Source organism: Neotabrizicola sp. VNH66 (assembly GCF_049445895.1).
Lineage (GTDB): Bacteria > Pseudomonadota > Alphaproteobacteria > Rhodobacterales > Rhodobacteraceae > Pseudogemmobacter.
The window spans coordinates 236,250-263,051 of record NZ_JBMSDW010000004.1; the positions used below are offsets into that span (position 1 = coordinate 236,250).

Consider the following 26,802-nt stretch of genomic DNA (forward strand, 5'->3'; position numbering starts at 1 on the left):
CCCAAGGGAGGACAGGATGCACGAAACCGAACGCCACAGAATCATCCTCTCCGCCGTGCAGGAACGGCCCGTCGTGACGGTACCGGACCTGTGCCAGCTGACCGGCGCGTCCGAGGCGACGGTGCGGCGCGACATCGCCCAGCTTCACATGCAGAAGAAGCTGCGCCGGGTGCGCGGCGGGGCCGAGGCGATCTCTCCGCCCAGCTTCGTGGGCATCAACGCGCGGCCCTTCTCGGTGCAGGAAACCGTGCATGCGGCGGAAAAGCGCGCCATCGCCCGCGCGGCGGTCGATCTGTGTCAGGACGGCGATGCCATCATCATCAACGGCGGCACCACCACATTTCAGATGGTCCATCCGCTGACCACCAAACGGCTGCAGGTCTTCACCAACAGCTTTCCCATCGCGGAACATCTGCTGAAGCATTCGAAGAACACCGTCCTTCTGCCCGCCGGCGCCATCTACCGCGAACAGAACATCATCCTGTCGCCATTCGATGAAGACGGCAGCCGCCATTTCTACGCCCGGCGCATGTTCATGGGCTGCCGCGCGCTCGGCCCCTTGGGCTTGATGGAGGGCGACCCCCTGCTGGTGCAGGCCGAACAGAAGCTGATCGGTCAGGCGGATGAGCTGATCGTGCTGGCCGACAGTTCCAAATTCGCCGCGCGGTCCAGCCTGCTGCTGTGCCCGCTGTCGCGCATCCACACCGTCATCACCGATGACCGCATCGACGACCGCGCCGCAAAGATGCTGGAGGCGGCGGAGGTGCGGCTGATCGTGGCTGAAACCGCCAGCGCCGACCGCAAGGTCCGGGCGCAGGAGGATTGATTTACCGGACCACCCCGCACCGAGGATGCGGGCAATCACTCAGGGAGGAGAAGACATGAGCATTCTGAAAAAGGCACTGACCTCGGCCGCGCTGGCCTCGGTCCTGCTCGCGGGCGCGGCGCAGGCCGAAACCAAGCGCATCGCCATTGTCGTCAAGGCGCTTGGCATCGGCTTCTTCGAGGCCGCCGCAAAGGGCGCGGAAGAAGCGGCCAAGGAACTGGGCGATGTGGAGATCATCTACACCGGCCCGACCGACACCACCGCCGAAGGCCAGATCGAGGTGATCAACAGCCTGATCGCCCAGAAGGTGGATGCCATCGCCGTTTCGGCCAATGATACCGACGCGCTGGTGCCCACGCTGAAAAAGGCGATGGATCGCGGGATCACCGTCATCTCGTGGGATTCGGGCGTGGCCAAGGACGGCCGCCTGATGCACCTGAACCCGTCGTCCAGCGCGCTGATCGGCAATACGATCATCAAGCTGGCCGCTGACCATCTGCCCGAAGGCGGCGATGTGGCGATCCTGTCGGCCACCACCACCTCGACCAACCAGAATGTCTGGATCGAAGAGGCGAAGAAGGTGCTGCCGAACTATCCGGGCATCAACATCGTCGCCACCGTCTACGGCGATGACCTTGCCGACAAATCCTACCGCGAAACCCAGGGCCTGCTGCAGACTTATCCGAACCTGAAGGCGATCATCGCCCCGACCTCGGTCGGCATCGTCGCCGCCGCGCAGGCGGTGACCGATGCGGGCAAGATCGGTCAGGTGAATGTCACCGGGCTGGGCCTGCCGTCGGAAATGGCCGGCCATGTGAAATCGGGCGCGTCCAAATCCTTTGCGATCTGGAACCCGATCGATCTGGGCTATGCCGCCACGATGATAGCCTACAACCTGAACACCGGCAAAGCCACCGCCGAACCCGGCGCGGAAATCCCGATGGGCCGCATGGGCACCGCCAAGCTGGACGAAAACGGCGAGGCCGCGATGGCCGACCCCTTCACCTATGATGCGTCGAACATCGACCAGTTCTCCTCGATCTTCTGATCGGCTGAACCTTCCGGGTCCGGCCTGTCCAAGGCCGGACCCTTTTCTTTCAGGGCATCCCCATGCAGGCGCAAACCGCAGCCGCGCCCGGCACCTCTCCGGTGCTGAGCCTTCGCGGCATCCAGAAAAGCTTTCCCGGTGTGCGTGCCCTGAACGGCGTGCAGCTGGACCTGTATCCCGGCACCGTCACCGCGCTGATCGGGGAAAACGGGGCGGGCAAATCCACCATCGTGAAGATCCTGACCGGCATCTACCAGCCGGACGAAGGCACCATCGCCGTGGACGGGCAGGAGACGCGCTTTCCCACCGCTCAGGCCGCCAGCGCCGCGGGGGTGACGGCGATCCATCAGGAAACCGTTCTCTTTGACGAGCTGACGGTGGCCGAGAATATCTTCATCGGCCATGCGCCCCGCGGCGCCTTCGGCCTGATCGACCGCCGCCGGATGGGGGAGGAGGCCGCGCGCCTTCTCGCCTCAATCGGAGCCGATCTGGACCCGCGCGCACGGCTGCGCGATCTGGGCATTGCATCGAAGCATCTGGTCGCCATCGCCCGCGCCTTGTCCATCGACGCCCGCGTGGTCATCATGGACGAACCCACCGCCGCCCTGTCCCACAAGGAAATCCATGAGCTTTACGAGCTGGTGGAAAAGCTGCGCGCGCAGGGCAAGGCGATCCTGTTCATCAGCCACAAGTTCGATGAGATCTTTCGCATCGCCGACCGCTTCACCGTCTTCCGCGACGGCCAGTTCGTAGCCGAAGACGCCATGGCCGAGGTGACGGAGGCGCAGCTGGTGCAGATGATGGTGGGCCGCGCGGTGGATCAGATCTACCCCAAGCGCCCCGCCACGATTGGCGATCCGGTGCTGACCGTGGCCGGCTACAGCCACCCGACCGAATTTGCCGATATCGGCTTTACCCTGCACCGCGGCGAGATTCTGGGCTTTTACGGTCTGGTCGGTGCCGGCCGGTCCGAGGTGATGCAGGCCCTGTTCGGCATCACCCGACCGTCGAAAGGTGCGGTCCGGATCGACAATCAGGTCCGCGTCATCCGCTCCACCGCCGAGGCGGTCGAGGCGGGCATCGTCTATGTCCCCGAAGACCGCGGTCGCCAAGGCGCGGTGAAGGGGTTGCCGATCTTCCAGAATGTCACCCTGCCCTCGCTGGCGCGGACGTCGCGCAGCGGTTTCCTGCGGCTGGCCGAGGAATTCGCCCTGACGCGGGACTATACGCAAAGGCTGGACCTGCGGGCGGCCAGTCTGGATCAGGACGTGGGCCTTCTGTCGGGCGGCAACCAGCAAAAGGTGGTCATCGCCAAATGGCTGGCCACCCGGCCCCGCGTCATCATTCTGGACGAACCGACCAAGGGCATAGACATCGGGTCAAAGGCCGCGGTGCATGACTTCATGTCGGAACTGGCGGCGCAGGGTCTGGCCGTCATCATGGTCAGTTCGGAAATCCCCGAGGTTCTGGGCATGTCCGACCGCGTCATCGTCATGCGCGAAGGCCGGATCGCGGCCGAATTCGCAGGCGCGGCGATGACCCCGGAAAACCTTGTCCGCGCCGCCGTGGGCATCGAGGAGGCCGCCTGACATGCTGCAACCGTTGCTGAAATCGCGTGAGGCCATTCTGGCGCTGGCCATCCTTGTCCTTCTGGCGGTGATCGCCACCCGTTTCCCGGCCTTCATCGGGCCGGGAAATCTGGCGGCCGTCTTCACCGACACCTCGCCCCTGATCATTCTGGCACTGGGCCAGATGGCGGTGATCCTGACGAAATGCATCGACCTGTCGGTGGCCGCGAACCTTGCGCTCTGCGGGATGATCGCAGCCATGCTGAACGGCATGGGCCTGCCGCTGCCGCTGATCCTGCTATGCGTCGTGTTACTGGGCGGGCTTCTGGGGGCGGTGAACGGGCTTCTGGTCTGGAAACTGTCAATCCCGTCCATCGTGGTGACACTGGGCACCATGACCATCTACCGCGGGGTCATCTTCCTGCTGACCAACGGCAAATGGATCAACGCCCATCAGATGAGCGAGGGGTTCAAGGCCTTTCCCCGCGCAGCCTTCCTTGGACTGCCCGTCATGGCCTGGATCGCTGTTCTGGTCGTGGCCGGGATGGCGGTCTTCATCAGCCGCACACCGCTGGGGCGCGCATTGTTCGCCGTGGGCGGCAACCCGCATGCCGCAGTATATACGGGCATTTCGGTCGGCCGCACCCAATGCGCGGCCTTCGTCATCTCCGGCGCGCTGGCGGGGCTGACGGGTTACCTGTGGGTCGCGCGCTACGCCGTGGCCTATGTCGACATCGCCGGCGGGTTTGAGCTGGACGTGGTCGCCGCCTGCGTGATCGGCGGCATCGCCATCGCCGGGGGCGCCGGGTCCGTCGCGGGCGCCGTGATGGGCGCGCTGTTCCTTGGCATCATCAAGAACGCGCTGCCCGTCGTCGGCATCTCTCCCTTCTGGCAACTGGCGATCTCCGGCTCGGCCATCCTGATCGCCATTGCGGTGAATGCCCGCGGGCAGGGCGCCAAGGGCCGTCTCATCCTGAAACAAGCGGAGCACCGGGCATGATCCCCGCATCCCCCCGCCAGATCCCCGACCGGCTGCAATCGCCGCTGAGCCGCGCGCTGCGCAGCTGGGAGGCGCTGCTCTTGGCCGTGGCCGTGGCGATCTTCGTCGCCAATTCGCTGGCCTCGCCCTATTTCCTTGACCCGTGGAACCTCAGCGACGCCAGCTTCAACTTCACCGAAAAGGCGCTGATCGCCTTTGCCATGGCCATGCTGATCATCGCGGGCGAGATTGACCTGTCGGTCGCCGCGATCATCGCGCTCTGCTCCACCGTCATGGGCGCAGCCATGGTGGCGGGCTTTCCGGTCTGGGCGCTGGTGGTCCTTGGCATCGGCACGGGCCTTTTGTGCGGGGCGTTCAACGGCCTACTGGTCGCGGGCTTCGGCCTGCCCTCCATCGTGGTGACCATCGGCACGATGAGCCTCTTTCGCGGCATCAGCTATATCGTTCTGGGCGATGGCGCCTATACCGGCTACCCGGCCGAATTCGGCTGGTTCGGTCAGGGTTATGTCTGGTGGGTGTTCAGCGTTGAACTGGTGCTGTTCGCCGTCATGGCGGTCGTCTTCGGCATCCTGCTGCACCGCACCAATTTTGGCCGTCTGGTCTATGTCATCGGCAACAACGCCACCGCCGCGCGGTTTTCCGGCGTGCGGGTGGACCGGGTGCGCTTCCTCCTGTTCCTGCTGACCGGCCTCATGTCCGGGATCGCGGCGGTCTGCCTGACCTCCCGCCTCGGCTCCACCCGCCCCTCCATCGCCACAGGGTTTGAGCTGGAGGTGGTCACCATGGTCGTCCTGGGTGGGGTGAGTATCCTCGGCGGCTCCGGCTCGATCCCGGGCGTGGTGATCGCCGCCCTTGTCATGGGGCTGGTGACCTTTGGCCTCGGCCTCCTGAACGTGCCTGGGATTGTCATGTCGATCATCGTGGGCGCCCTGCTGATCGGGGTGATCGCGCTGCCCCGTCTTTGGGCGATGTGGAGGAAATGATGCAGAAATACGCCTTCCGCATGATGCTGAACCCCGGAATGCAGGACGAATATCGCAGGCGCCATGATGAGATCTGGCCCGAACTGGTGGCGCTGCTGAAAGAGGCCGGAGTGGAGGATTACTCCATCCATCTGGACCCCGAGACGAATGCGCTGTTCGGTGTGCTGTGGCGGCGTGACGATCACACCATGGACGACCTGCCCGCCCATCCCGTGATGCAGCGCTGGTGGGCGCATATGGCCGATGTGATGGCCACGCATCCCGACAACGAACCCGTGGCGGTGCCCTTGGTGCCGGTGTTCCACCTGCCATGAAACACATCGCCGTCATCGACATCGGCAAGACCAATGCGAAACTCGCGCTGGTCGCGGCAGATGGGCTGCGTGAGGTGGCCGTGGTCACCCGCCCCAACACCGTGCGGCCCGGCCCGCCCTATCCGCATTTCGATCTGGAGGGGCATTGGGATTTCTTCCTGACCCATCTGGCCGCTTTCCACGCGGAACACGGGGTGGATGCGATTTCCGTCACCACCCATGGCGCCTCGGCCGTGCTGCTGGATGCCGCGGGCGGGCTGGCCGTGCCGATGCTGGATTACGAACACACCGGGCCGGACGATCTGTCCACGAAATATGATGCGCTGCGCCCGGGGTTTGAGGCGACGGGATCGGCCCGGCTGCCGATGGGCCTGAACCTTGGTGCGCAGCTGCACTGGCTGTTGCAGACGCAGCCGGCCCTGCGCGACCGGCTGGCCCATGTGCTGACCTATCCCGGCTACTGGGGCTGGCGGCTGACGGGGCGGATGTCGTCGGACCTCTGCTCGCTGGGCTGCCACACCGATCTGTGGGAACCCCGGATGGCCCGCTTCTCGGCGCTGGTGGAGACGCTCGGCCTGACCGGCAAGATGGCCCCCGCCCTGCGGCCCGGCGATGTGCTGGGCACCCTGCGCCCCGAGGTGGCCGCAGCCACCGGCCTGCGGCCCGACACGCCGGTCAGCGTGGGCATCCATGACAGCAACGCCTCGCTTTATCCCTATGTGCTGGGCCGGACGGCGCCCTTTGCCGTCGTCTCCACCGGCACCTGGGTCGTCTCCATGGCCGTGGGCGCCGCGCCGCAAACGCTGGACCCCGCGCGGGATGTGCTGGTCAACGTCAACGCGCTCGGCCAGCCCGTGCCCTCGGCCCGGTTCATGGGCGGGCGCGAGTTCGAGGTGATCCGCGCCGGGCGTGACATCGCCCCGACCGGGGCGGACCGGCAGGCGGTGAGGGAGGGCACCATCCTGCTGCTGCCCGCGGTGGAACCCGGCTCCGGACCCTATCAGGGCCGCCAACACCGCTGGACGGCGGAGCCGCCCACCGAAGGCGCGCGGATGGTCGCGCTGTCGCATTACCTTGCGCTGATGACCGACACCTGCCTTTCACTGATCGGCGCGCGGGGGTCGGTGATCATCGAAGGACCCTTCGCCCGCAATCCAGATTATCTGGCCATGCTGGCCGCGCTGCGCCCCGAGGGGGTCGAGGTGGCGCAATCCGCCACAGGAACATCAGCGGGCGCGGCGCTTCTGTGCCTGAGCCGGGCCGATCCTCCCGCCACCAGGGCCGTGCCCTTGCCGGAGAAGGCCGATGCCCTGCGCGGCCTGGCCGCGCGATGGCATGAGCTGAAATGAGCCGCTGAACCGCGGGGGGGTGAAAGACCCTCGGCTCTCTCGCGGCTTCCACCAGCCGGGCCTCGCATTCAGGCGCCGCGGCAGGTGAAATAGGCCATCACGTTTGTCGATCAGGATGGGATGGCACTGGTGTTGTCGCTGACCGCCACGGGCATGATCGCGGCATTGATGATCCGGTGGCAGCGGCCTTCACCCATGATCAGCATCATGCAACAGGGATGTCCGCGGCCATCAGATCGGGGCGGGTGCGGAGCTGCGGATGCTGCACGGTGCGGACATAGGGTTCGGCCGGACAACGGATGCTGCCGCCTCGACCCTACCGCAAAAGCTGACCAGGGGCAGGCGAGGTCCAGTAGCCCGCGATCAGCCGGTTCAGCGCGACCGCCACGCCCGCCTGCCTGTGGGATGCGGTGACGAAGCGCGCCGCCGCCTGCACCTCGGGCGTGGCATTGCCCATGGCAATGGGCAGCCCGGCCTCGGCGAACATCGACAGGTCATTTTCGGAATCGCCCATCGCCACGCAATGCGCCCGGTCCACCTGCCAATGATCGCGCAGCCGGGCCAGCGCCCGGCCCTTGCGCACGCCCTGCCGCATGATCTCCAGATAGCGGGGATGGGACAGCACGCAGGACAGCGCGCCTTCCGCCTCTGCGCGCAGACGGAGCAGATCACCCTCGCGCCCCGGCGGGGCGATGGCCAGCATCTTCAGGACCGGCCGGTCCAGCGCCAGAAGATCGGCCTCGGCCCCGGTCATGCCGGTGATCTGCAGCTCTTCGGTCAGCATCTCTTCCAGACGGTCGGCGAACAGCCCCTCACCCGCGTAGACCGCCAGCGGCAACGACAGGGCACGCGCGGCGCGGACCACGCCCGCCACCGCCCCGGATGGCACAGTGTCGGGCGGCAGGTCCGGATCGGCCAGCCACAGGCCCGAGGCATCGCGGCGCAGCATCTGCGCACCGCCCAGACAGATCACCGCATCGACCGGCCCGATCCCGCCCAGCACATGCCGCGCGGCCACCGGCGCCCGTGCCGTCACGATGACCACCCGCACACCGCACGCCCGGGTGTCCGCAATCGCCGCCTGCACCGCTGCCGGAACCCGGTGGTGATCGTCCAGCACCGTGCCGTCCAGATCCAGCGCGACCATCCAGCCGCCCGGCCCGGGGGGATGCCGCGCGGGGAGCGGGGCAGTGGCCACATGATCCGGCGCACCATATTCGGTCATCACGATCTCTTGTTATTGAAATCATTCTTATTCTGGCTTTCTAGCCGCAACCCGGCCGGCTGACCAGCGCGATGCAGGGCGCCGGTTTCGACAAGCGAACGGATCAGGATCACACCGCGCCCCCTCGCCTCGCAAAGCTGGACCATGGGGCCAGCGCACCGGGGTCCGGTCGCCGCCGATAGGCTTATGGCACTTCCCCGGTCCGAGCGGTCTTCATCGCGGCCGGGCCGGGATCGCCTTTTATCTCCGCGCGGGTAAGATGGTGAATGCCCCCGTCGAAGACCGGTTCACCGCGGGCATCGGCCTTGCCGACGTTCAGTCAGGCTAGATACGACCATCCCGCCACGCTGACCGGCTCTGGATCTCCGCCCCCGTCGGATCGGCAAGATACCACAATTCGCCGTCCGGATTGAAACACTCACCGACAGCAGCGCAACCAGAGCCGGTGTTTGCCCAAGGAGGTGCACGTCGGCTTAACCCGATATATTCCCGTCCCCGCAAGGCCCGCTTCGCGTCCGGTGCCGCAGCAGGACAGGGGCCGGAAAAGCCGGCTTCTGCCGCCATCGCGGATGAGACAGAAATATTCCCTGCCGATGCCAAAGGATGAAACATCTCTGCTGCCCTTCGGCTTTCATCTTGAGGGCAAGGCGCTAGATTGCAGCGAACCACGGCCGAAGGCCGCAGCTGCCGCATGGACCCGACCGATGACGCTTGATCCCGCAACCTATGATGCCCTCTCTGCCCTTTTGGGGGACCGGTTCTCCATCCGCGCGGCCGACCGCGACCATCATGCCGGGCATGAGACGCATCACACACCGCAGCCGCCTGATGCCGTGGTCTGGCCCGTCAGCACCGAAGAGGTGGCCGAGGTCGTCCGCATCTGCACCGCGGCCCGCGTGCCGGTCATCGCCCATGGCCTCGGCTCTTCGTTGGAGGCGCATGTCGCTGCCCTGCGCGGCGGCGTCAGCATCGACATGATGCGGATGGACCGCCTGCTGCGGATCAGCCCCGACGATCTGGACTGCACGGTCGAGGCCGGGATCACGCGCGAGGCACTGAATGCGCAGTTGCGCGACACCGGCCTGTTCTTCCCGGTGGACCCCGGCGCCAATGCCACCATCGGCGGGATGAGCGCGACCCGCGCCTCGGGCACCAGCGCGGTGCGCTATGGCACGATGGCGGAGAATGTGCTGAACCTCACCGTCGTGACCCCGCAGGGCGAGGTGATCCGCACCGGACGCCGTGCCCGCAAATCTTCGGCCGGGTATGATCTGACGCATCTTTACCTCGGCTCCGAAGGGACGCTGGGCATCATCACCGAAGTGACCCTGCGCCTGCATGGCCGGCCGGAAGAAGTGCTGGCCGCCGTCTGCACCTTCCCGGGCCCGGCCGAGGCCAGCCGCACCGCGATCGAGGCCATTCAATGCGGCCTGACGCCGGGGCGGGTGGAATATATGGATGCAGGCGCGGTGGCCGCGGTCAACGCCTTCTCCGGCCTGGCTGAAACCGTGGCCGACACGCTGTTCGTGGAACTCGCCGGCAGCACGGCCGAAGTGGAGGCGCAGGTGGAGCTGTTTCGCAGCCTGGCCGAAGCGAACGGCTGTTCCGGCTTTCGCTGGGCCCGGGCCGAGGAAGAACGCAACCGCCTGTGGAAGGCCCGGCACAGCGCCTATAATGCCACGCTGGCGCTGCGCCCCGGATCGCGCGGCTGGCCCACCGATGTCTGCGTGCCCATCGGCGCGCTGGCCGATTGCATCGTCCATGCCAAGGCTCTGCTGGCCGATTGCCCGGTGCCCTATGCCATCATGGGCCATGTCGGTGACGGCAATTTCCATGTGGTCTTTGCCATCGACCCCGAAAATCCCGCCGACGAGGCAGTGGTGACGGCGATCAACTCGGCCATGGTGGAAAAGGCGCTGTCGGTGGATGGCACCTGCACGGGGGAACATGGCGTCGGCATCGGCAAGCAGAAATACATGGCGGCCGAACACGGCCCCGCGCTGGCGGTGATGCGGCGGCTGAAGGCGGCGCTGGACCCCGAGGATCTGTTCAACCCCGGGAAAATCCTGCCGCCACCCTGAGCGGCGGGCGTCAGGCGGTCAGCGCCTCGCCTTTCAGATGGCGTTCCAGAAACGGCAGGCTGTCTTGCCCCCAGAACAGCTCTCCGCCCACCAGATAGGAGGGCAGGCCGAAGACGCCGGCGCCGCGGGCCAGATCAAGGCTTTCGGCCTTGCGGCGGGCAACCTCCGGCCCTTGGGCGAAAGCCTCAAGCGCCGCGCTGTCGAAACCCGCGGCCGAAGCCAACCGTGCCCGCACCTCTGCCGCGCCGATATCCTCGGCCCGGCCCCAGAAGGCCGCGTGGAAGGCGCGCGCCAGGGACAGCCAGTCCTCGCCCCGCAGATAGGCCGCGATGACCAGATCGCCTGCGGGGGCGATATCGGACAGGCCCTCGCGCCCCTCGAACCGCAGGGAGACGCCACGCCGCGCGGCCCAGCGACGCAGGTCTGTCAGCCAATAGGCCTTGCGCGCGGGGGGACGGTTCTTGGAATAGATGCCGCCATTCTCTTCGATCAACCCGATGACATGGGGCACGATCTCGGCCCCCTCGGCCCGGGCCAGATCGACGAAGGGCTCCAGCCCGACATAGGCCCAGGGCGAGCCGAGGCCGAAGAAATAATCAATGCGCTGTGTCATGCCGGTGTCTTTCCTGCCGTCGTTTCGCGCAGGGCCTGATCGAACAAGGCCAGTGCGCATTCCTTCGCCTCGCGCATGGGCTGCACGCTGCCATAAATCGCCCGACGCGCCAGCGCGCCGTCATAAAGCAGCGCCAGATGGCAGCCGGTGCTGCCCGGCGCGGCCAGCCCGGCGCGGCGGGCAATGCCGTCCAGCACCGCGGCGACGGCGGATTTGTGCATCCGCGCCATGCCGACGATCCGCGCGCTTTCGCCATGTTCCGCCACAGCCAGCCCGAAGGCGCAGCCACGGAACTCGGGGTTTCCGGCCTTGCGGACCAGCCCTTCGAAAATCTCGGCGATCTGCGCACGCGGATCGGCAAAGCGGGCCAGCACCTCGTCCAGCCCCTGCATCACCAGATCATGGCGCCCCTGCAGATAGGCCAGCACCAGATCCTCCTTGGATCTGTAGTGGCGGTAGAGCGTGGCCTTGGCGATATCGGCCTCAAGGATGATGCGGTCGATCCCCACGGCGCGGATGCCCTCGCGGTAGAACAGACCACCTGCAACGCCAAGGATATGCGCCGCGACGGGAGAGGGGCGGGCAGCGGTCATGCGGGGCCTTTCAACAGGGCACGGCCGACAAGGCCGCCTCTTCGGACTGCGCCAGTTGCAGAAGCCGGTCCAGACCGATGTCTCCCGGCGCACCGCCCCGTGCAGCCAGTTCCGCCGCCAGCCTCTGTGCCGCAAGGTTCCAGGGCGCCGCCAGCCCGTGCAGCCGTGCCTGAAGCACGATTTCGCCGTTCAGGAAATCCACCTCGCTGCGGGCCCCGCGGGTAAAGCTTTGCCAGGTGGACTGGCCGCCGGGATCGTCGGGATCGCGCAGGATCCGCCAGCCTTCCAGCGAAACCCGCCGCTCGGCCTCGGCTGCCGGATCATGCCCCGCTGCCCGCAGCACCGACTTCGCCTCGGCAGCAAGGGCATCGCCCGCACGCGCCGCGTCCTCGGGACTGCCTGCGAACAGTTCCACCACATTGCGCACGTTATGGAGAAGCTTCTGCGCCTTCCATCGGCGGATATCGGCACGCTCTTCCACCAGCGCCCCCGCCCGGACCAGATCGGCGGTCAGCCGTGCCGTCACCTCATCCTTGCCGGCCGGATAGCGACCCAGAGTCAGGCTGGCGAACTGCGGCTCTGCCAGCACACGGACGGTGCCCGTGCGGGTATAGATTGCGGGCACCCGCACCACCGCCGCATAAAGCCGCGGGAAGCGGCGCGCGACGATCCGTTCTGCCTCCAGCCCGTTCTGCAGCGTCAGAACCGGCAGGTCGCTGGCAAAGCCGCCGCCTTCGACCGGAATATGCGCCAGCTCTGCGCTCAGTTCCTCGACATCCTGCGCCTTGACGGCCAGCACCAGCGTATCCGCAGGTGTCAGCCGCAACTCGCCAATCGCCGCCACATTCAGCGCGACGCGATATGTGCCGCCGGGCCGCTGATAAAGCAGTCCCTCCCGCCGCAGATGTTCCAACTGTGCGCCGCGCCCGATGAGCAGGGTGGCGATCCCGGCTTCGGTGAACTGGGCCGCAAGGCTGGTGCCAAGGGCGCCTGCACCAAGAATGACATAGGTCATGGTCTTTCCCCGATCAGGACAGGCGCCCGGGGCACCGTCCGAAATTGCATGGCCAGCATAGTCTGCGGGCCGGGGCGGTAAAGGCGGATGGTCACGTCAGACGGCCTGCCGCAGGGGCGGCGTCTCCTGTGCCTCGCGGAACCGGGTCAGCGCGCTGCGGCCAAGGATGGTCAGCACCGTGTCCTCTTGCGGAGCATGAACCAGCACCGCCTGCAGATCGCGGAAATTCCGTTCCAGCCCCAGCTCGGCGGCCAGACCGGGGTTGCCCAAGGTCTTCACCGCCAGCCCCGCCGCCGCATGCAGCTGCCGCCCGACAATAAGCCGCGCCCGCATCAGATGCAGCGGATCGTGGCGGTGATGCGCCAGCGCGTCGAACAGGAAGGTCCGCGCCGAACCGACCAGCAGGTCGATCTCACCCGCGGCAGTCTGAATCCGCTCCGTCTCGGCAATCGGGCGGCCAAGGTTGGCGGGCACCCGGTCATGGGCAAAGCGGGCAAAGGCCTCGGCCGCGGCCTCTCCGGCACCCAGATAGATCGAAGTCAGCGCCAGCGTCAGCACCGCATGACCCAGATTATCCTGATGGCCCTTTCCGGCCTCAACCAGATCCAGCACCTGCCCCAGTGGCACGGCCACATTGTCGAAGGACACATCATGGGACGAGGTGGCCCGCATCCCCAGACTGTCCCAGTTGTGAATGATGGTGATGCCGGGCGTCTCGGCCGGGACGATGAAGGTGCCCACGCGGGCGGGCGATTCATCCGTTGTGGCCCAGACAAGGAAATGGGTCAGCCCCTCGGACCCGGTGACGAAGCGTTTCGTCCCGCTGATGGCCCAGCCGGTGGCCGTGCGCCGGGCGCGGGTCTGCGGCAACCCGCCCCGCGCAGGGGAGCCAAGGTCCGGCTCCACCCGGGCGGCGTTCAGCAGGATCGGGCGGCTGCGACCTTCGGCCACGATCTGACGATAATAGTCTTCCGGCCAATGGCTGCGGTCCGCCTGCGCCAGATGATTGGCCAGCGTCATGGTGACGATCAGCGCGACGGACGGGTCCGCCCGGCCGATCTGGCTGATGATCTGCACCATTTGATCCAGCCCACCGCCCGGCCCGCCATAGCGACGCGCAACGGTGGCCTGCAGCAGACCGGCGTCCTGCACCGCCTGAATGCCCTCCGCGGGAAAGCTGCCGTTGCGGTCGGCCACCCGCCCCGCCGCGGCGATCCGGGCAAGGGTTTCGGGCGGCACGATTACGGCGGGCCGGTGTTCGGGTTCGGTTGGCACGATATTGTCTCTTCTGCGGGCATCGGGGGGACGGAGCCGGTAGGCACCGGCTCCGTCAGGTAAGGATCAGACCGTCTCGGCCACCGGGGCCTTCGCGGCCTCCCGCTCGGCCAGACCCTTGCGGACCAGAGGCAGCACATAGCGGCCGTAATCCACCACATCGTTGTAATTGTCGTAGCCGCGGATCGAGATGAGATCGGCCCCCAGATCGACATAGTCCAGAAGCGAGGCGGCAATCGTCTCGGGCGAGCCGACAAGCGCGGTGGACGCGCCCGAGGCATTGGTGGCGGTGACGGTCGGATACCAGAGCGCGCGGTCCTGCACATCGCCACGCTTGGCGATCTCCAGCAGCCGCTGCGAACCGACGTTCAGCGGCGCGGCGGCATTCACCGGCTTGCGCGCCAGCCCCTTTTCGCGGGCGGCGTTCAGGCGATCCAGCACGGCATAGGCCTTTTCCCACGCAAGCTCGTCGGTCTGGGCGATGATCGGTCGGAAGGTCACCCAGATGCGCGGCCGATCCTTGCGGCCTGCCGCGGCGGCAGCGGCATTCACCTTCTCGATCTGTTCGCGGGTTTCCTTCAGCGGCTCGCCCCACAGGCCGAAGATGTCCGCCAGTTCTCCGCCCACGCGGTAGGCTTCCTCCGAGGAGCCCCCCACCGACACCGGAATCGGCTTCACCGGGCGCACCTTCGAGGCGAAATCCTTGAACTGGTAATATTTGCCCTCATGGCTGAAGGGTTCGGAGGATTCCCAGGCCCGGCGCAGAATGCGGATATATTCGGCCTGCCGCTCATAGCGTTCCTCCTTGTTCAGGAAGTCGCCCTCGCGCGCCTGTTCCGCCGGATCGCCCCCGGCGATGAAGTGCACCACCACACGCCCGCCGCCCAACTGGCTGAGCGTGGCCAGCGCCTTGGCCGCCACCGTGGGATAGACGGTGTTCGGACGCAGCGCGACAATGACGGAAATATTTTTCGTCACCGCAAGGATCGTGGCGGCAATGGTGAAATTGTCGAAAGACGACGAGTGATAGGGGATCAGCGTGTAGTTGAACCCGTAATCATCCAGCGTCCGGGCATAACGCACCAGAAAGGCCGGATCGACCGGCGCATCCGGCAGGGGTGCGATGTCGGTCGAGGCATTGGGGAACGTGATGGAGATGAACTCTGCGGACATGGCGTCTCGCTCCTGATCTGTCGGAATGGGTCGTTCGCGTTACAGAAAAGCTATCATTTGCGGCGCAGAAAAAGAACGACCTGTCTCTCCCTTTTGAGGCCTGTCACGAGAAGCGCAGTCTCTATTCAAGCACTTGGGGAGACGAAGATTTCCTGCACCCGCATCGCCTCTTTCTGCGCGGAATCCCGGGCAACCGCACACCCCGAAACGAAACGGCCCCCGCACGGGGGGCCGTCCGTGGCAGAAATCCCAGCGCCCTTCAGGCCGCGGGAGACCAGCCGAGCGCGGGCGCCACGGTTTCTGCCAGATCGGTCAGCAGCCGGATGTTCTGGGGCAGACCAAACCCGGGGGGCAGGAACAGCACCAGCTCATCCGCCAGCGCGATGCCGGGATCCGCCAGCACAGCCGCAGCCACCTGATCGGGCGCACCGTGGAAGACCGGGGAAATCTGGCTGCCCTCGGGCGCGTTGCTGCGGGCCGTAGGCGTCAGCGCCCCCGCGGGCCGCGAGGCCGCAATGCCGAAGGTGCGCCGCTCATGATCATAGGCGGCATAGGTGTCGCGCAATTCATCCGTCGTCCCGGGCAGGACCGATGCAGCCACCGCCACCGGCGGCGCCTTGGTCCCGTGCAGAAGCTCCCATGTCACGCGGTAGGTCTGGATGATCCGCGCCTGATGGTCGCTGAAACTCTCGCCCGGGTCCTGCCCGTGCTGCACGGTGCCGGTGATCAGCGACAGCCCCAGTTCGGCCGCATGGATGGCCGAGGCGACACTGGACACGCCCTGCCGGATGCGGCCCGCCAGACCGGGGCTGTGCGGGGTCACGCGCAGTTCGGTGCCTTCGGGCGCACCCTGCCCCGGCCCGTCCACCCGGTGCAGCACATCGCCGCGCACCGCGGCCAGAAAGCGCGCCTGCCGCCGTTTCGCCTCGGTCCGCGCATCGGTGGCGACGGGGCCGAAAACGGCATCGAACGCCGCCGTGGCTCCGGTGGACACCGCCAGCTCCAGCCGCCCGCCGATCAGCAGGTCGGTGGTGCCTGCCGCTTCGGCCAGCAGGATCGGGTCCTGATAGCGCATCGGGATCACGGCCGATCCAAGGGTGATCCGGCTGGTGTGCTGGCCCACCGCGGCAAAGAACGGCAACGGCGACGACAGGTAATGGTCGAAATGCCGCTGATAGGACCAGCCGGACTGATAGCCCAGCCGCTCGGCCGCCTGATACAGCGCGATCCCGTCGCGCAGCCCCTGCGCCGGACCGTCCTTGTCGTTGAACGCCACGCGGGTGTTGAAACCAAGCCGAAGCTTCGGGCGGAAGTCCGGCTGCGGCAGGCGGATGGTCAGGGCAAGGGTCATGCGGTCAGTTCCCTGATACGATGGGACGCGGTCTCCCGGGCGGCAATGCCGCGCGGAATGGCGTCCAGAAGGCTGCGGGTATAGGGCTCGCGCGGGTGATCGAAGATCTGCGCCACGGGCCCGTGTTCGACGATGCGACCGCGGTGCATGACCGAGACGCTGTGCGCCAGCTGGCGCACCAGCGCCAGATCATGGCTGACGAAGACATAGGTCAGGCCAAGGCTGGCCTGAAGCTCCAGAAGGACCTGAACAATATCGGCCTGCACGCTGACATCCAGCGCCGAGGTCGGTTCGTCCAGCACGATCACGTCCGGCTTCAACACCAGCGCGCGGGCGATGGCCACCCGTTGCCGCTGTCCGCCGGACAGCGCCGCGGGACGGCGGGACAGCAGATGATCGGCAAGGCCGACACTGGCCAGAACCTCACGCACACGGGCGGTCCGCTCTTTCGGTGTGCCGATGCGGAAACGGTCCAGGGGTTCCCGGATCAGCTGTTCCACCTTCCATGTCGGGTCAAGCGAGGTGAAGGGGTTCTGGTAGACCAGCTGCAGATGCCGCCACGCCTCGCGCAGCGTGTCCGGCCCGCGGCCCGACAGCGGCGCCCCGGCCACGGTAATCCCGCCGGCATCGGGCTGGTCCAGCCCCAGAAGCAGGCGGATCGTCGTGGTCTTGCCCGAACCGGATTCCCCCACCAGCGCATGGGTGGTGCCTGCGGGCACGGCGAAGGACACGTCATCCACGGCAGTCAGGCTCTGCCCATCCACGGCAAAGGTCTTGGTCACGCCCGACACCTCGATCTTCGGGGCGGCTTGTGTCAGTCGCCGGAAACCCGGATCGCGCAGGCTGGCGTAACGGTCGGGGTTCAGCGCGGGCACATCGGCATGCAGCTTTCTGGCATAGGCCGAGGACGGCGCGGCAAAGACGGCGGGGGTCGGTCCTGCCTCCTGCACCACGCCGCCTTTCAGGACCAGAAGCGCATCGGTGCGTTCGGCCGCGATGGCAAGGTCATGGGTGATCAGCAGCAGACTGATGTCCAGCTCCGCGCGCAGGCGGGACAGCAGGTCAAGGATGCGCTTCTGGATCGTCACATCCAGCGCGCTGGTCGGCTCGTCCGCCACCAGAAGGGCGGGACGCGGCAGCACCGCCAGCCCGATCAGCACCCGTTGCAGCATCCCGCCGGAAAGCTGATGCGGATAGCTGTCATAGACCCGCTGCGGGTTGTCCAACCCGACCTGCGCGAAGGTTTCAAGGATCAGGGCCTTGCGGACACGGGCATCCGCCTCGTCCAGAAGGGCCGCGGCCTCTTCGGCCTGCACTCCGATGGTGCGCACGGGGTTCAGCGCATTGCCGGGGTCCTGCGGTACAAAGCCGATGGCGCGACCGCGCAGCGGGCGGAACCGGCGCTCCGGCAGGGACAGGATGTCCTGCCCGCGGAACTCAACCCGCCCCGCAGCCTCGCCCTGCCCGGGCAAAAGCCGCAGCACCGCCCGTGCGATGGTGGATTTTCCCGATCCGGATTCGCCGATCAGCGCAAGGCTCTGGCCACGGTCCAGCGTAAAGCCCACGTCGTGCACCACATGATTGGGGCCGTAATGAACATTCAGGTCGCGGACGCGCAGCAGCGGCGGGTTCAGTTGGAATTGCGAAGCCATCGGCTGATCCTGTTAAGCGAGAGAACGGTGGCGATGGTGACGATGGCAGGCGCATAGACCAGCCACGGCCATTTCAGGTAATCCTTGCCGGTGGCGATCAGCAGGCCCCAGTCCGAAGCAGGCGGCGGATCACCGAAGCCCAGAAAGGCCAGACCCGCGATCACAAGGATCGACAGGCCGAAGCGCAGCACCGCCAGCGGCAGGACCGAGCGCGAGGCATTGGGAAGCACGTGCCGCGTCAGGATGTGCCAGCGCGATCCCCCCGACAGCCATGAAGCCTCGACAAAGGTGGCATGGCGGGTCTTGATGACCTCGGACCGCATCACCCGGGCAAAGACGGCCACGGCCGAAATGCCCGTTGCGATGGCGGCATTCAGCGTGCTGAAGCCAAGCGCGGTGACGACGATCACCGCAAGCAGGAAGTTCGGGATTGCCAGCAGAACATCGACCAGCCTGGCCAGAACGATATCGGTCCAGCCGCCCAGAAATCCGGCCAGAAGCCCGATCAGCCCGCCGATGACCAGTGCGATCGTCACGGCGATCAGCGCGCTTGTCACCGAAGAGGCGGTGCCATGGATCACGCGGGCCAGAAGATCGCGGCCCAGATGATCCGTGCCAAGCCAGTATTGCAGACCGGGTGCCTGCAACTTGTCAGCGGGCACGCCCACGAAAGGATCATGCGTGGCAAAGACCCCCGGGAAAAGCGACCAGCCGATGATGGTGGCCAGGACGACGAAGGACAGGATCACGCCAAGCGGGGTCTTTGGCCGCGCAAGGCGCAACAACCCGCCGGCACGCGAAAGGGAAAGAAGCGAGGTCGTCATGCGGTCACCGTTTGCGGAGGGGTGTCATCTGCGGTCGTCACGGGACGGCGCGCACTGCCCAGCAGGTTCACGCGCGGGTCCAGCAGCGGATAGATCAGGTCCGCGATCAGGTTGATCACCACGAAAACCAGCGCGGCCAGCGAGACGATGGCCTGCAGGACGGGCAGGTCCTGCGTGACCACCGCCCGCTGGATCAGGCTGCCCACGCCGGTGCGGCCGAAGACGGTTTCCGTGATCAGGGTGTTGCCCAGCACCTCGCCCACCATCAGCGCGATCACCGTCACCACCGGCAGGGACGACGGCTTCAAGAGATGCCGGAAGAACAGCCGCGACTGCCGCAACCCCCGGGCCTGTGCCACGGCCGCATAATCCTGCCCGGCCTCGTGATCCAGATTGGCAATCAGCACCTCGGCGATCTGGGCCGAGATCGGGATGCCAAGTGCGACCGCCGCAAAGAAAGTGGCCCAGAAGCTGTTCGGGTCGATCACCATGAACAGGCCGAACTTGAAGCCGAAGACATGGATCAGGAAGAGCCCGATCACGAAACTGGGCACCGACAGGAACAGGGAGGGAAAGCCGCGCAGAATGCCCTGGCCATAGCGGCGCGGCACAAAGCGCGTGCCATAGGCGATGGCCAGAGCCAGGGTCAGTGCCACCGTCAGCGAGGAGGCCGCCAGCGTCAGGGTCGAAGGCAGGACCTCTGCGATCAGGGTGGCCACCGGGCGGCTGGACCGCATCGACAGCCCCAGATCGCCGGTGACAAAACCTGACAGTGATGTCCACAGCTGCACATGAATCGGCTGGTCCAGCCCCTGCGCGGCGATGATCTGCTCGATCTCCTCCAGCGTGAACCCGTTCTGCGGATCGCGCAGGATGCTGGTGATCGGATCACCGGGCAGGATGCTGACCACGACGAAGGTGAAGACATAGGTCAGCAGGATCACGACAACGGCCTGCAACAGGCGCTTTGCCGCATAGGTCAGATAGGCGTTTCGCATGTCTTCACCTCCGGTCGGGGCCGCCTCAGACGGCGCCCTTGGTCGCGCGGTAGTAGCTGGCGTAGGCGATGCCGTTGTAGACGACATCCTTCACCTCGGCCGATTGCGCATAGATGCGCTGCACGATCTGCGTCCGGGGGATAAAGTAGCCCTGATCAAGGACATAGGCCTGCAGCTCATCCAGCAGCGGGTTGCGCACCTCATGGCTGGCCGCGCCTGCAATCTTGTCGCGCAGCTCGTTGATGCGCGGGTCGCTGTCGCCCAGATTGAACCAGTTCTCGCCCTTGTTGGCATCGGTCAGGATGCTGGCCACGGTGCCTGCATCGATGAAGCTGCGGGTCACCTCGTAGGCTGGCACACCTTCGCTGGCATAGCGGACCTTCTCGCCGAAGGTCACCACGTCATAGGCGCGGATGTCCACCTTCCAGCCAAGCCGGCCCAGCTGCTGCGCAATCAGCTCATCCACCGCGCGCGAGGTGGCGAGATAGGGGTTGGAATGCAGCACCAGTTCCAGCGGCTTGCCGTCCTTGGCGCGGATGCCATCGGAACCCTTGACCCATCCTGCCTCGTCCAGCAGTGCCTCGGCGCGGGCGGCGTCATGGACCAGCAGGTCGCCGTGATCGGTCGCCCCCGGCACATTGCTCTGGATGAAGCTTTTTGCCAGCTGCCAGTCGGGGGTATAAACCGTGTCGATGATCTCTTGCCGGTCGATGGCCACCCGCAGCGCCTGCCGCACCCGGACATCGTCATAGGGTGCCAGCTTCGTGTTGATCGCCCAGCCGTTCACAAAACCCAGATAGCGCGGCGTCGCGGTGACGAACCCCTCTGCCTTCAGCGATTCAAGCTCTTGGGGGGAGGCATTATAGGCCACATCCGCCTGTCCGGCCTGCACCGCTGCCACCCGCAGCGACTGCTCTGCCACCAGTTTATAGGTGATCGAATCGAGGAAGGCCGGGCCGGTATGCCCCACCTCGGCTGGGCCCCAGTTGTAATCGGGGCGCTTCACCAGCCGGACGAAATCGCCTTCCTTCCAGCTGTCCACCAGATAGGGGCCGCTGGCCACCGTCTTCGACAGATCCGCCTGATCCGTCGCGGGCGAAGCCAGTGTCGCCGGAGAAATCAGGATCGACCCGTGATAGCCCAGTGTGGGAATGAAGCCGAGCGTCGGCGCCTTGAACAGCACCTTCACCGTCAGCGGGTCCACAACCTCGCTCCGGTCATAGGTTTTCGGGAACAGGCCCACAGGATTGATGCCGTCCTCGGTGCGGCCCGCATACCAGATGTCCAGATTGGCAACCACCGCCGCGGCATCCACAGACGTCCCGTCCGAGAAGGACACGCCCGGCTTCAGCCGCAGGACGAATTCCGTTGCGGTCTCGTTCTGGTCCCAGCTTTCGGCGATCCAGGGGCTGACCGCCCCTTCGGCGTTCACATAGATAAGCTTGTCCGTCACATGACCCCAGATATGGCCTTGGAAACTGGAAATAGAACTGTTGTTCGGAATCCAGGTCGGACCGAGGGAATCGATCAGAAAGACAAGATCGCCGCCCGGTGCTGCCGCACGCGCCACAGAGGACAGGCCGGACAATGACAGCGCGCCAAGCGCGGCCGTCCCGGCCAGAAGGTGCCGGCGCGACAGCCGGAAATCAGAGCGTTGGTCGGTCATGGGAAAGGTCCTGAAGCTTCGGGGTTTGTTGTGCTCCGGCGCCGACTGCGGCGGCACGGGGCGGTGATCGGTATCCGCCTGCCGGCCGGCGGATGACGGAGCGTCGGAAACGGCGGATCTGCACCGCAGGCTGCGGCAGGCAAGGCTTCTCCAATGGCAGGAAGGCCGCGCCCCTGCCGGTTTCTGGTGCTCCGGTATTGGTTCTGCTCCCGTCTGACGGCCGGAAGGACCATGGTCCGCCCATCCATCACCGGGAACCGTCCTCCGCATGTTGCGGATTTCGTTATCCAATTTGATAGACTGACCTGTCCGTATTGTCCATTTTATAGGTTGGCCGGGTTTGGGAAGCATTTTCCGGCTTTGGCCCTGCAAACAGCGGAGTTCTGCTTTCTCCCCGCGGCAAGTCCTCGGCGGTTCAGAACGATGGACGGCAGGCCGGAAATGAAAACGGCGCGGAAAACCCGCGCCGTCCGATGAGTTGCCGCCCCCCGCGCCCGGTCAGGCCGCGCGGGCATCCGGCCGGTGGCCCAGCACCGCGGAAAGCTGGTCGATGCCGCGATCCAGCCGGGCCAGCAGACCCGGCGCAGGGGGCTGGCCTTCGGTAAAATCCGCCGGGGCGGCATAGACACCCGTCGGCAGGACCGCCGCCTCAAAGAAAGCAAACAGAGGACGAAGCTGGTGTTCGATGACCAGCGCATGCTTTTCGCCACCGCCAGTCGCCGTCAGCAGCACCGGCTTGCCCGCCAGATCGGCTGGTTCGATCAGATCGAACAGATGCTTGAAAAGCCCCGAATAGCTACCCTTGTAGACCGGGCTGCCCACAACCAGAACATCCGCCGCGCGAATGAGATCGACGATCCTGCGCGCCTCTGCCGGCAGGTCCTCAATCCGGCCCGCGGTGCCCAGACCCGGCTGCAGGTCGTTCAGGTCGAACACCTGTGCCTGTCCGCCATGCCGCTCTGCCACGCGCGCGGTCGCGAGGGTGACAAGGGCGCGGGTGCGCGAAGGGCGGCCAAGGCTGCCGGCGATGCCTGTGATCCGAAGTGTCATGGCTTTGTCCAACTGTCTGCTTCCGGCCGCAAACTACGGCTTGCCGCCTTGTCCAGCCATTCCAAAGACCAGCGCACCGGCAGGAGAACAGACCTGTCTTCTCCGCCCGCGGAGAATAACCTTAGCGTTTCCGAACAACCGTTCTCCGGATCTGCGATGCAGGAGAAATATCCGGCTGTCCGCGCCGGGACGGGTTCCGCCGCACCGGTTGCACCGCGCGCCACCTGCCGCAATCCTTGGTACGGCAACCGGCGAGGCCCGCATGACGCATCATCCAAAACCTGTGCTCGGAATCACCGACCACATGATCGGCCAGCCGGATCTGGAAGCAGACCTTCTGGGCGATGGCGTCGAAATCGACTTTTTCGACACCACCGATGAGGCCCGGTTCGATCCGGCCCGGCTGGCGCGGCTGGATGCCCTGATGGTCTGGGGCGCCCGGCTGGGACCGGCCAGTATCGCCCATCTTCACAGATGCCGCGCCGTGGTCCGCTATGGCGTCGGCTATGAGAAGATCGATCTGCCCGCGCTGGCAGCGGCGGGCATTCCCTTCGCAAACAACCCGGATTACGGCACCGAGGAAGTCGCCGATCATGCCGTTGCCATGATCCTGTCGCTGCACCGGCGGCTGTGGGAGCACGACAGCCACGCCCGCGGCCATGTCCGCGGCTGGCAGGTGCACAGCCTGTCACCACTTTCACGGTCGAACCGTGCGACCGTGGGGATTGTCGGTGTCGGCCGAATCGGGACGGCTGTTGTCAACCGGCTGAAACCTTTCGGCTTTCGGCTTCTGGGCTATGATCCGGGGCAGCCACCCGGCCATGAGAAGGCCATCGGCTATGACCGGGTGAACCGGATTGGCGATCTGCTGGGGCAATCCGATGTGGTGACGCTTCACTGCCCTGCCACCGCCGCCACCCGGGGTCTTCTGGGTGCAGCGGGACTGGCGCAGATGAAGCCGGGCGCCCTTCTCGTGAACACCGCGCGCGGAGAATTGACCAACGATCTGGACGCGCTGGAGGCTGCCCTCCGCAGCGGACACCTTGCTGCCGCCGCCATCGACACCCTGCCGCAGGAGCCGCCCGGGCCACATCCCCTGCTGCAGGCCTGGCGCGGGCGGGAGGACTGGCTGGCCGGGCGGCTGGTCATCACGCCGCACAACGCCTTCTACTCGGACCATGCCGCCATCGAAATGCGCCGCAACGCGGCCGAGACGGTGCGGCTGCTGCTGACCGAAGGGCGTTTGCGCAACCAAGTGACCGAATAGAGGCTTCCGGTCTTCCAAACTTGTGCGCCGGGGGAGAAGGATGTTCCCTCTCTGACCCCCACGGCAGAAGTCCCGTTTCCAGACGATTGGGTCTCTGTTCTTAAATGCATTATTATCAAGTCTTTAAATCATGGCGCTTCACAGTCTGCCACAAAATACGATCTATTGACTCGTGATATACCCTCCATGCCAGACTGCACCCATACAGCGGCCTCATCCGCTTGGCCCGGTCCGTCCATTGGAGAAGACGATGCCCCACCTGTCCCGCCGCCAGCTTCTGATCAGCGCGGCCGCCCTGACCGCCCTTGCCCCGCTTGGCCTGCGCGCCGAAGCGGTGACCACGTTGAAGATCGGCTATCAGAAAACCAACCTTCCGGTGATCGCGCAGGAGCAGCGCAGCATCGAAACCGCGCTGGAGCCGTTGGGTGTCTCGGTCGAATGGGTGGAATTCACCGCGGGGCCGCCGCTGGTCGAGGCGCTGAATGTCGGGGCCATCCATCTGGGCTGGACCGGGGATGCGCCGCCGATCTTCGGGCAATCCTCGGGTGCGGCCATCGTCTATGTGGCGGCCCTGCCGGCCAATGGTCTGGGCGAGGCGATCATCACCAAAACCGGCAACGGGATCGAAAAGGTCGCTGACCTGAAGGGCAAGAAGGTTGCCGTCGGCAAGGGCACCTCGGCCCATAACCTGCTGGTCGCGGCGCTGGAGGCCAATGGTCTGGCGTTCAGCGATGTCGAGGCGGTCTATCTCTCCCCCGCCGATGCCGGCGCTGCCTTTGCCTCGGACGCGGTGGATGCCTGGTCGATCTGGGATCCTTTCCTTGCCATCGCCGAGGTGCAGCACAAGCCGACCGTTCTGGTCCGCGCGCCCGAGGTGATCACGGTGAACACCTATTTCCTGGGCAATGCGGCCTTTGCCGCCGATCCGGCCAATGCGCCGATCATCGAAAAGACCCTTGCCGCGCTGGCGGAATCGGCCACCTGGGCCGATGCCAACCGCGACAAGGTGGCCGAGGCGCTGCATGCCGTGACCGGCGTTCCGCTGGAGGCACAGAAACTGGCGGCGGACCGCGCGCAATTCGGCATCTTCCCCCTGACGCCCGAGATCATCGCAGGCCAGCAGGCCACCGCAGACCGCTTTTTCGGGCTGGGGCTGATCCCCACGGCCATCGTGGTTCAGGATGCCGTCTGGCAGGCACCGCAGGGCTGAGCCTATGGCCGTGACCACCGAAGACACCCGCGGGGCGGAGGGGCGAAAGCCTCTCCGCCTGAGCATTGCAAAGGGTTTGGGCCGCGGCTGGATCGGCTGGGTCCTGCCGGTGCTGATCCTTGTCCTGTGGGAGGCGCTGTCGCGTGCCGGGCTGATCCGCGCCAATGTGCTGCCCGCGCCATCGGCCGTGCTGCGCGCTTTCTGGGAGCTGACACTCTCCGGCAGGCTGGTCGAACATATCGGCGTCTCCACCGGGCGGGCACTGGCCGGCTTCCTCATCGGTGGCGGCATCGGCTTTGCGCTTGGTCTGGCCAACGGGCTGTCGCGCCTCAGCCGCGACATCACCGACACAACGCTGCAGATGATCCGCAACGTCCCGCATCTGGCGCTGATCCCGCTGGTCATCCTGTGGTTCGGGATCGGCGAAGGGGCGAAGATCTTTCTCGTCGCCCTTGGCGTGTTCTTTCCGATCTACGTCAACACCCTTCTGGGCATTCAGGGCATCGACCCGCAGCTGGTGGAGATGGGCCGCATCTACGGCATGCGCCCGCTGCGGCTGTTCCGCCGGGTGATCCTGCCGGGTGCCCTGCCCGCCATCTTTGCCGGTCTGCGCTACGCGCTTGGCATCATGTGGCTGACGCTGATCGTGGCCGAAACCATCTCGGCCCAGTCCGGCCTGGGTTACATGGCGATGCAGGCGCGCGAGTTCCTGCAGATCGACATCGTGGTGCTGTCGATCCTGATCTATGCGCTTCTGGGCAAGCTGGCCGACAGTCTGGCCCGGTTCCTTGAGCGGCAATGCCTGCAATGGCACCCCGCCTTTCAGCGAAAGGGTGACTGATGGCCTTTGACCAGACCCCTGCGGCCTTTGCCTTTCACAAGGTTGAACGGCGGTTCGGCCCGAAATCCGTGCTGCGCGGACTGGATCTGCAGGTGCCCGAGGGCCAGTTCGTGGCCATCATCGGCAAATCCGGCTGCGGAAAGTCCACGCTGCTGCGGCTTCTGGCCGGGCTGGATCAGCCTGATGGCGGCCGGATCGAACGCCCGGGGCCCGGCGGTCCGGCCGAGACGCGGATCATGTTTCAGGAGCCGCGCCTGTTGCCCTGGGCGCGGGTGGCCGAGAATGTCGCGGTCGGCCTGACCGGGATCGCCAAAGGGGCTGAGGCGCACCAACGCGCCAATGCGTTGCTGGAGGAGGTCGGCCTGGCCGATCGCGGCGACGACTGGCCTTCGGTCCTGTCGGGCGGACAGCGGCAACGGGTGGCGCTGGCCCGCGCGCTGGTGGGCGCGCCGCGCATCCTGACGCTGGACGAACCCCTTGGCGCGCTGGATGCGCTGACCCGGATCGAAATGCAGGGCCTCTTGGAGCGGATCTGGCGCGAAAAGGGCTTTACCGCCGTCCTTGTGACCCATGACGTGGCCGAAGCGGTGGTGCTGGCCGACCGGGTGGTCGTGCTGGATCAGGGGCGGATCGCGCTGGATCTGATGATCGACCTGCCCCGCCCGCGCCACCACGGCAGCCCGGAGGTGGCAGGCTATGAACAGGAAATCCTCGCGCAACTGTTCGGACGCGACGCAGTCTGATCCCCGGCGAAAGAAAAGGCGGCCATCTCAGGGGACCGTCGGTCGTTAAACGAACGGTCTCAACAGCGGACCCTCCTCCGGCGTCGCGCTGGAGGTGTCCAACCAGCACGGCATCACCGACGCTACAGCACCCTCGC

24 protein-coding genes are annotated in these 26,802 nt (G+C 66.1%); 12 read left to right on the forward strand and 12 right to left on the reverse strand.

The genetic code is table 11. The features are described 5' to 3' along the window. The first annotated feature begins 16 nt into the window (after window positions 1-16). The 7 genes from ACO2Q5_RS08005 to ACO2Q5_RS08035 all read left to right on the forward strand — a co-directional run bounded on the left by ACO2Q5_RS08005 (window position 17) and on the right by ACO2Q5_RS08035 (window position 7,088). Window positions 17-826, forward strand: a complete 810-nt coding sequence (locus ACO2Q5_RS08005; RefSeq protein ID WP_423289708.1) for a DeoR/GlpR family DNA-binding transcription regulator — start codon at window positions 17-19, stop codon at window positions 824-826. Between the two features lie 55 nt (window positions 827-881). Further along, window positions 882-1,874 carry a rhamnose ABC transporter substrate-binding protein gene (gene rhaS / locus ACO2Q5_RS08010; protein WP_423289710.1) on the forward strand — a complete coding sequence of 331 codons (993 nt, stop codon included), beginning with the start codon at window positions 882-884 and terminating at the stop codon, window positions 1,872-1,874. Between the two features lie 62 nt (window positions 1,875-1,936). Beyond that, a complete protein-coding gene (locus ACO2Q5_RS08015; protein ID WP_423289712.1) occupies window positions 1,937-3,463 on the forward strand; it encodes a sugar ABC transporter ATP-binding protein in 1,527 nt (508 codons plus the stop codon). Window position 3,464: 1 nt separating this feature from the next. Next, window positions 3,465-4,442, forward strand: coding sequence for an ABC transporter permease (locus ACO2Q5_RS08020; protein ID WP_423289714.1), 978 nt, complete (start codon window positions 3,465-3,467; stop codon window positions 4,440-4,442). Then, window positions 4,439-5,425 carry an ABC transporter permease gene (locus ACO2Q5_RS08025; protein WP_423289716.1) on the forward strand — a complete coding sequence of 329 codons (987 nt, stop codon included), beginning with the start codon at window positions 4,439-4,441 and terminating at the stop codon, window positions 5,423-5,425. The genes ACO2Q5_RS08020 and ACO2Q5_RS08025 overlap by 4 nt, the downstream gene beginning before the upstream one ends. Beyond that, the gene (rhaM, locus tag ACO2Q5_RS08030) at window positions 5,425-5,739 is read left to right on the forward strand and encodes an L-rhamnose mutarotase (RefSeq protein WP_423289718.1); all 315 of its coding nucleotides are present in this window, start codon (window positions 5,425-5,427) and stop codon (window positions 5,737-5,739) included. Before ACO2Q5_RS08025 ends, rhaM begins: the two co-directional genes overlap by 1 nt. Then, window positions 5,736-7,088 carry an FGGY-family carbohydrate kinase gene (locus ACO2Q5_RS08035; RefSeq protein ID WP_423289720.1) on the forward strand — a complete coding sequence of 451 codons (1,353 nt, stop codon included), beginning with the start codon at window positions 5,736-5,738 and terminating at the stop codon, window positions 7,086-7,088. Before rhaM ends, ACO2Q5_RS08035 begins: the two co-directional genes overlap by 4 nt. A gap of 316 nt (window positions 7,089-7,404) precedes the next feature. On the opposite strand, the gene ACO2Q5_RS08040 is transcribed toward ACO2Q5_RS08035, so the two are convergent. After that, window positions 7,405-8,313, reverse strand: a complete 909-nt coding sequence (locus ACO2Q5_RS08040; protein ID WP_423289722.1) for a Cof-type HAD-IIB family hydrolase — start codon at window positions 8,311-8,313, stop codon at window positions 7,405-7,407. A gap of 704 nt (window positions 8,314-9,017) precedes the next feature. Between ACO2Q5_RS08040 and ACO2Q5_RS08045 the strand changes: the two genes are divergently transcribed. Then, a complete protein-coding gene (locus tag ACO2Q5_RS08045; protein WP_423289724.1) occupies window positions 9,018-10,394 on the forward strand; it encodes an FAD-binding oxidoreductase in 1,377 nt (458 codons plus the stop codon). Window positions 10,395-10,404: 10 nt separating this feature from the next. Here ACO2Q5_RS08045 and ACO2Q5_RS08050 read toward each other — a convergent pair whose 3' ends face one another. From ACO2Q5_RS08050 to msuE, 11 genes are all read right to left on the reverse strand, one after another. Next, window positions 10,405-11,007 (reverse strand): 2-hydroxychromene-2-carboxylate isomerase, encoded by a 603-nt coding sequence (locus ACO2Q5_RS08050; protein WP_423289726.1) that lies wholly within the window; start codon window positions 11,005-11,007, stop codon window positions 10,405-10,407. Beyond that, window positions 11,004-11,600 (reverse strand): TetR/AcrR family transcriptional regulator, encoded by a 597-nt coding sequence (locus tag ACO2Q5_RS08055; protein WP_423289728.1) that lies wholly within the window; start codon window positions 11,598-11,600, stop codon window positions 11,004-11,006. Before ACO2Q5_RS08055 ends, ACO2Q5_RS08050 begins: the two co-directional genes overlap by 4 nt. 10 nt (window positions 11,601-11,610) lie before the next feature. Then, a complete protein-coding gene (locus ACO2Q5_RS08060) occupies window positions 11,611-12,615 on the reverse strand; it encodes a ketopantoate reductase family protein (protein WP_423289730.1) in 1,005 nt (334 codons plus the stop codon). 96 nt (window positions 12,616-12,711) lie between these two features. Next, on the reverse strand, window positions 12,712-13,890 hold the full coding sequence (locus ACO2Q5_RS08065) for an acyl-CoA dehydrogenase family protein (protein ID WP_423289732.1): 1,179 nt from the start codon (window positions 13,888-13,890) through the stop codon (window positions 12,712-12,714). A gap of 66 nt (window positions 13,891-13,956) precedes the next feature. After that, complete coding sequence (locus ACO2Q5_RS08070) at window positions 13,957-15,063, reverse strand: LLM class flavin-dependent oxidoreductase (RefSeq protein ID WP_423289734.1); 1,107 nt, start codon at window positions 15,061-15,063, stop codon at window positions 13,957-13,959. A 259-nt stretch (window positions 15,064-15,322) separates the two neighbouring features. Beyond that, window positions 15,323-16,414 (reverse strand): LLM class flavin-dependent oxidoreductase, encoded by a 1,092-nt coding sequence (locus ACO2Q5_RS08075; protein ID WP_423289736.1) that lies wholly within the window; start codon window positions 16,412-16,414, stop codon window positions 15,323-15,325. Next, the gene (locus tag ACO2Q5_RS08080) at window positions 16,411-18,066 is read right to left on the reverse strand and encodes a dipeptide ABC transporter ATP-binding protein (RefSeq protein ID WP_423289738.1); all 1,656 of its coding nucleotides are present in this window, start codon (window positions 18,064-18,066) and stop codon (window positions 16,411-16,413) included. The genes ACO2Q5_RS08075 and ACO2Q5_RS08080 overlap by 4 nt, the downstream gene beginning before the upstream one ends. Next, on the reverse strand, window positions 18,045-18,890 hold the full coding sequence (locus ACO2Q5_RS08085) for an ABC transporter permease (protein WP_423289740.1): 846 nt from the start codon (window positions 18,888-18,890) through the stop codon (window positions 18,045-18,047). The genes ACO2Q5_RS08080 and ACO2Q5_RS08085 overlap by 22 nt, the downstream gene beginning before the upstream one ends. Continuing rightward, the gene (locus ACO2Q5_RS08090; RefSeq protein ID WP_423289742.1) at window positions 18,887-19,888 is read right to left on the reverse strand and encodes an ABC transporter permease; all 1,002 of its coding nucleotides are present in this window, start codon (window positions 19,886-19,888) and stop codon (window positions 18,887-18,889) included. Before ACO2Q5_RS08090 ends, ACO2Q5_RS08085 begins: the two co-directional genes overlap by 4 nt. A gap of 25 nt (window positions 19,889-19,913) precedes the next feature. Then, window positions 19,914-21,554, reverse strand: coding sequence for an ABC transporter substrate-binding protein (locus tag ACO2Q5_RS08095; RefSeq protein WP_423289744.1), 1,641 nt, complete (start codon window positions 21,552-21,554; stop codon window positions 19,914-19,916). A gap of 498 nt (window positions 21,555-22,052) precedes the next feature. After that, window positions 22,053-22,604 (reverse strand): FMN reductase, encoded by a 552-nt coding sequence (msuE, locus tag ACO2Q5_RS08100; RefSeq protein ID WP_423289746.1) that lies wholly within the window; start codon window positions 22,602-22,604, stop codon window positions 22,053-22,055. A 262-nt stretch (window positions 22,605-22,866) separates the two neighbouring features. Here msuE and ACO2Q5_RS08105 point away from each other — a divergent pair, with 262 nt between their 5' ends. The 4 genes from ACO2Q5_RS08105 (at window position 22,867) to ACO2Q5_RS08120 (ending at window position 26,665) form a co-directional block, all read left to right on the forward strand. Further along, the gene (locus ACO2Q5_RS08105; RefSeq protein WP_423289748.1) at window positions 22,867-23,871 is read left to right on the forward strand and encodes a C-terminal binding protein; all 1,005 of its coding nucleotides are present in this window, start codon (window positions 22,867-22,869) and stop codon (window positions 23,869-23,871) included. Between the two features lie 250 nt (window positions 23,872-24,121). After that, complete coding sequence (locus tag ACO2Q5_RS08110) at window positions 24,122-25,081, forward strand: aliphatic sulfonate ABC transporter substrate-binding protein (RefSeq protein ID WP_423289750.1); 960 nt, start codon at window positions 24,122-24,124, stop codon at window positions 25,079-25,081. A gap of 4 nt (window positions 25,082-25,085) precedes the next feature. Continuing rightward, the gene (locus tag ACO2Q5_RS08115) at window positions 25,086-25,922 is read left to right on the forward strand and encodes an ABC transporter permease subunit (protein ID WP_423289752.1); all 837 of its coding nucleotides are present in this window, start codon (window positions 25,086-25,088) and stop codon (window positions 25,920-25,922) included. After that, window positions 25,922-26,665, forward strand: coding sequence for an ABC transporter ATP-binding protein (locus tag ACO2Q5_RS08120; RefSeq protein WP_423289754.1), 744 nt, complete (start codon window positions 25,922-25,924; stop codon window positions 26,663-26,665). The genes ACO2Q5_RS08115 and ACO2Q5_RS08120 overlap by 1 nt, the downstream gene beginning before the upstream one ends. The last annotated feature ends 137 nt before the right edge of the window (window positions 26,666-26,802 follow it).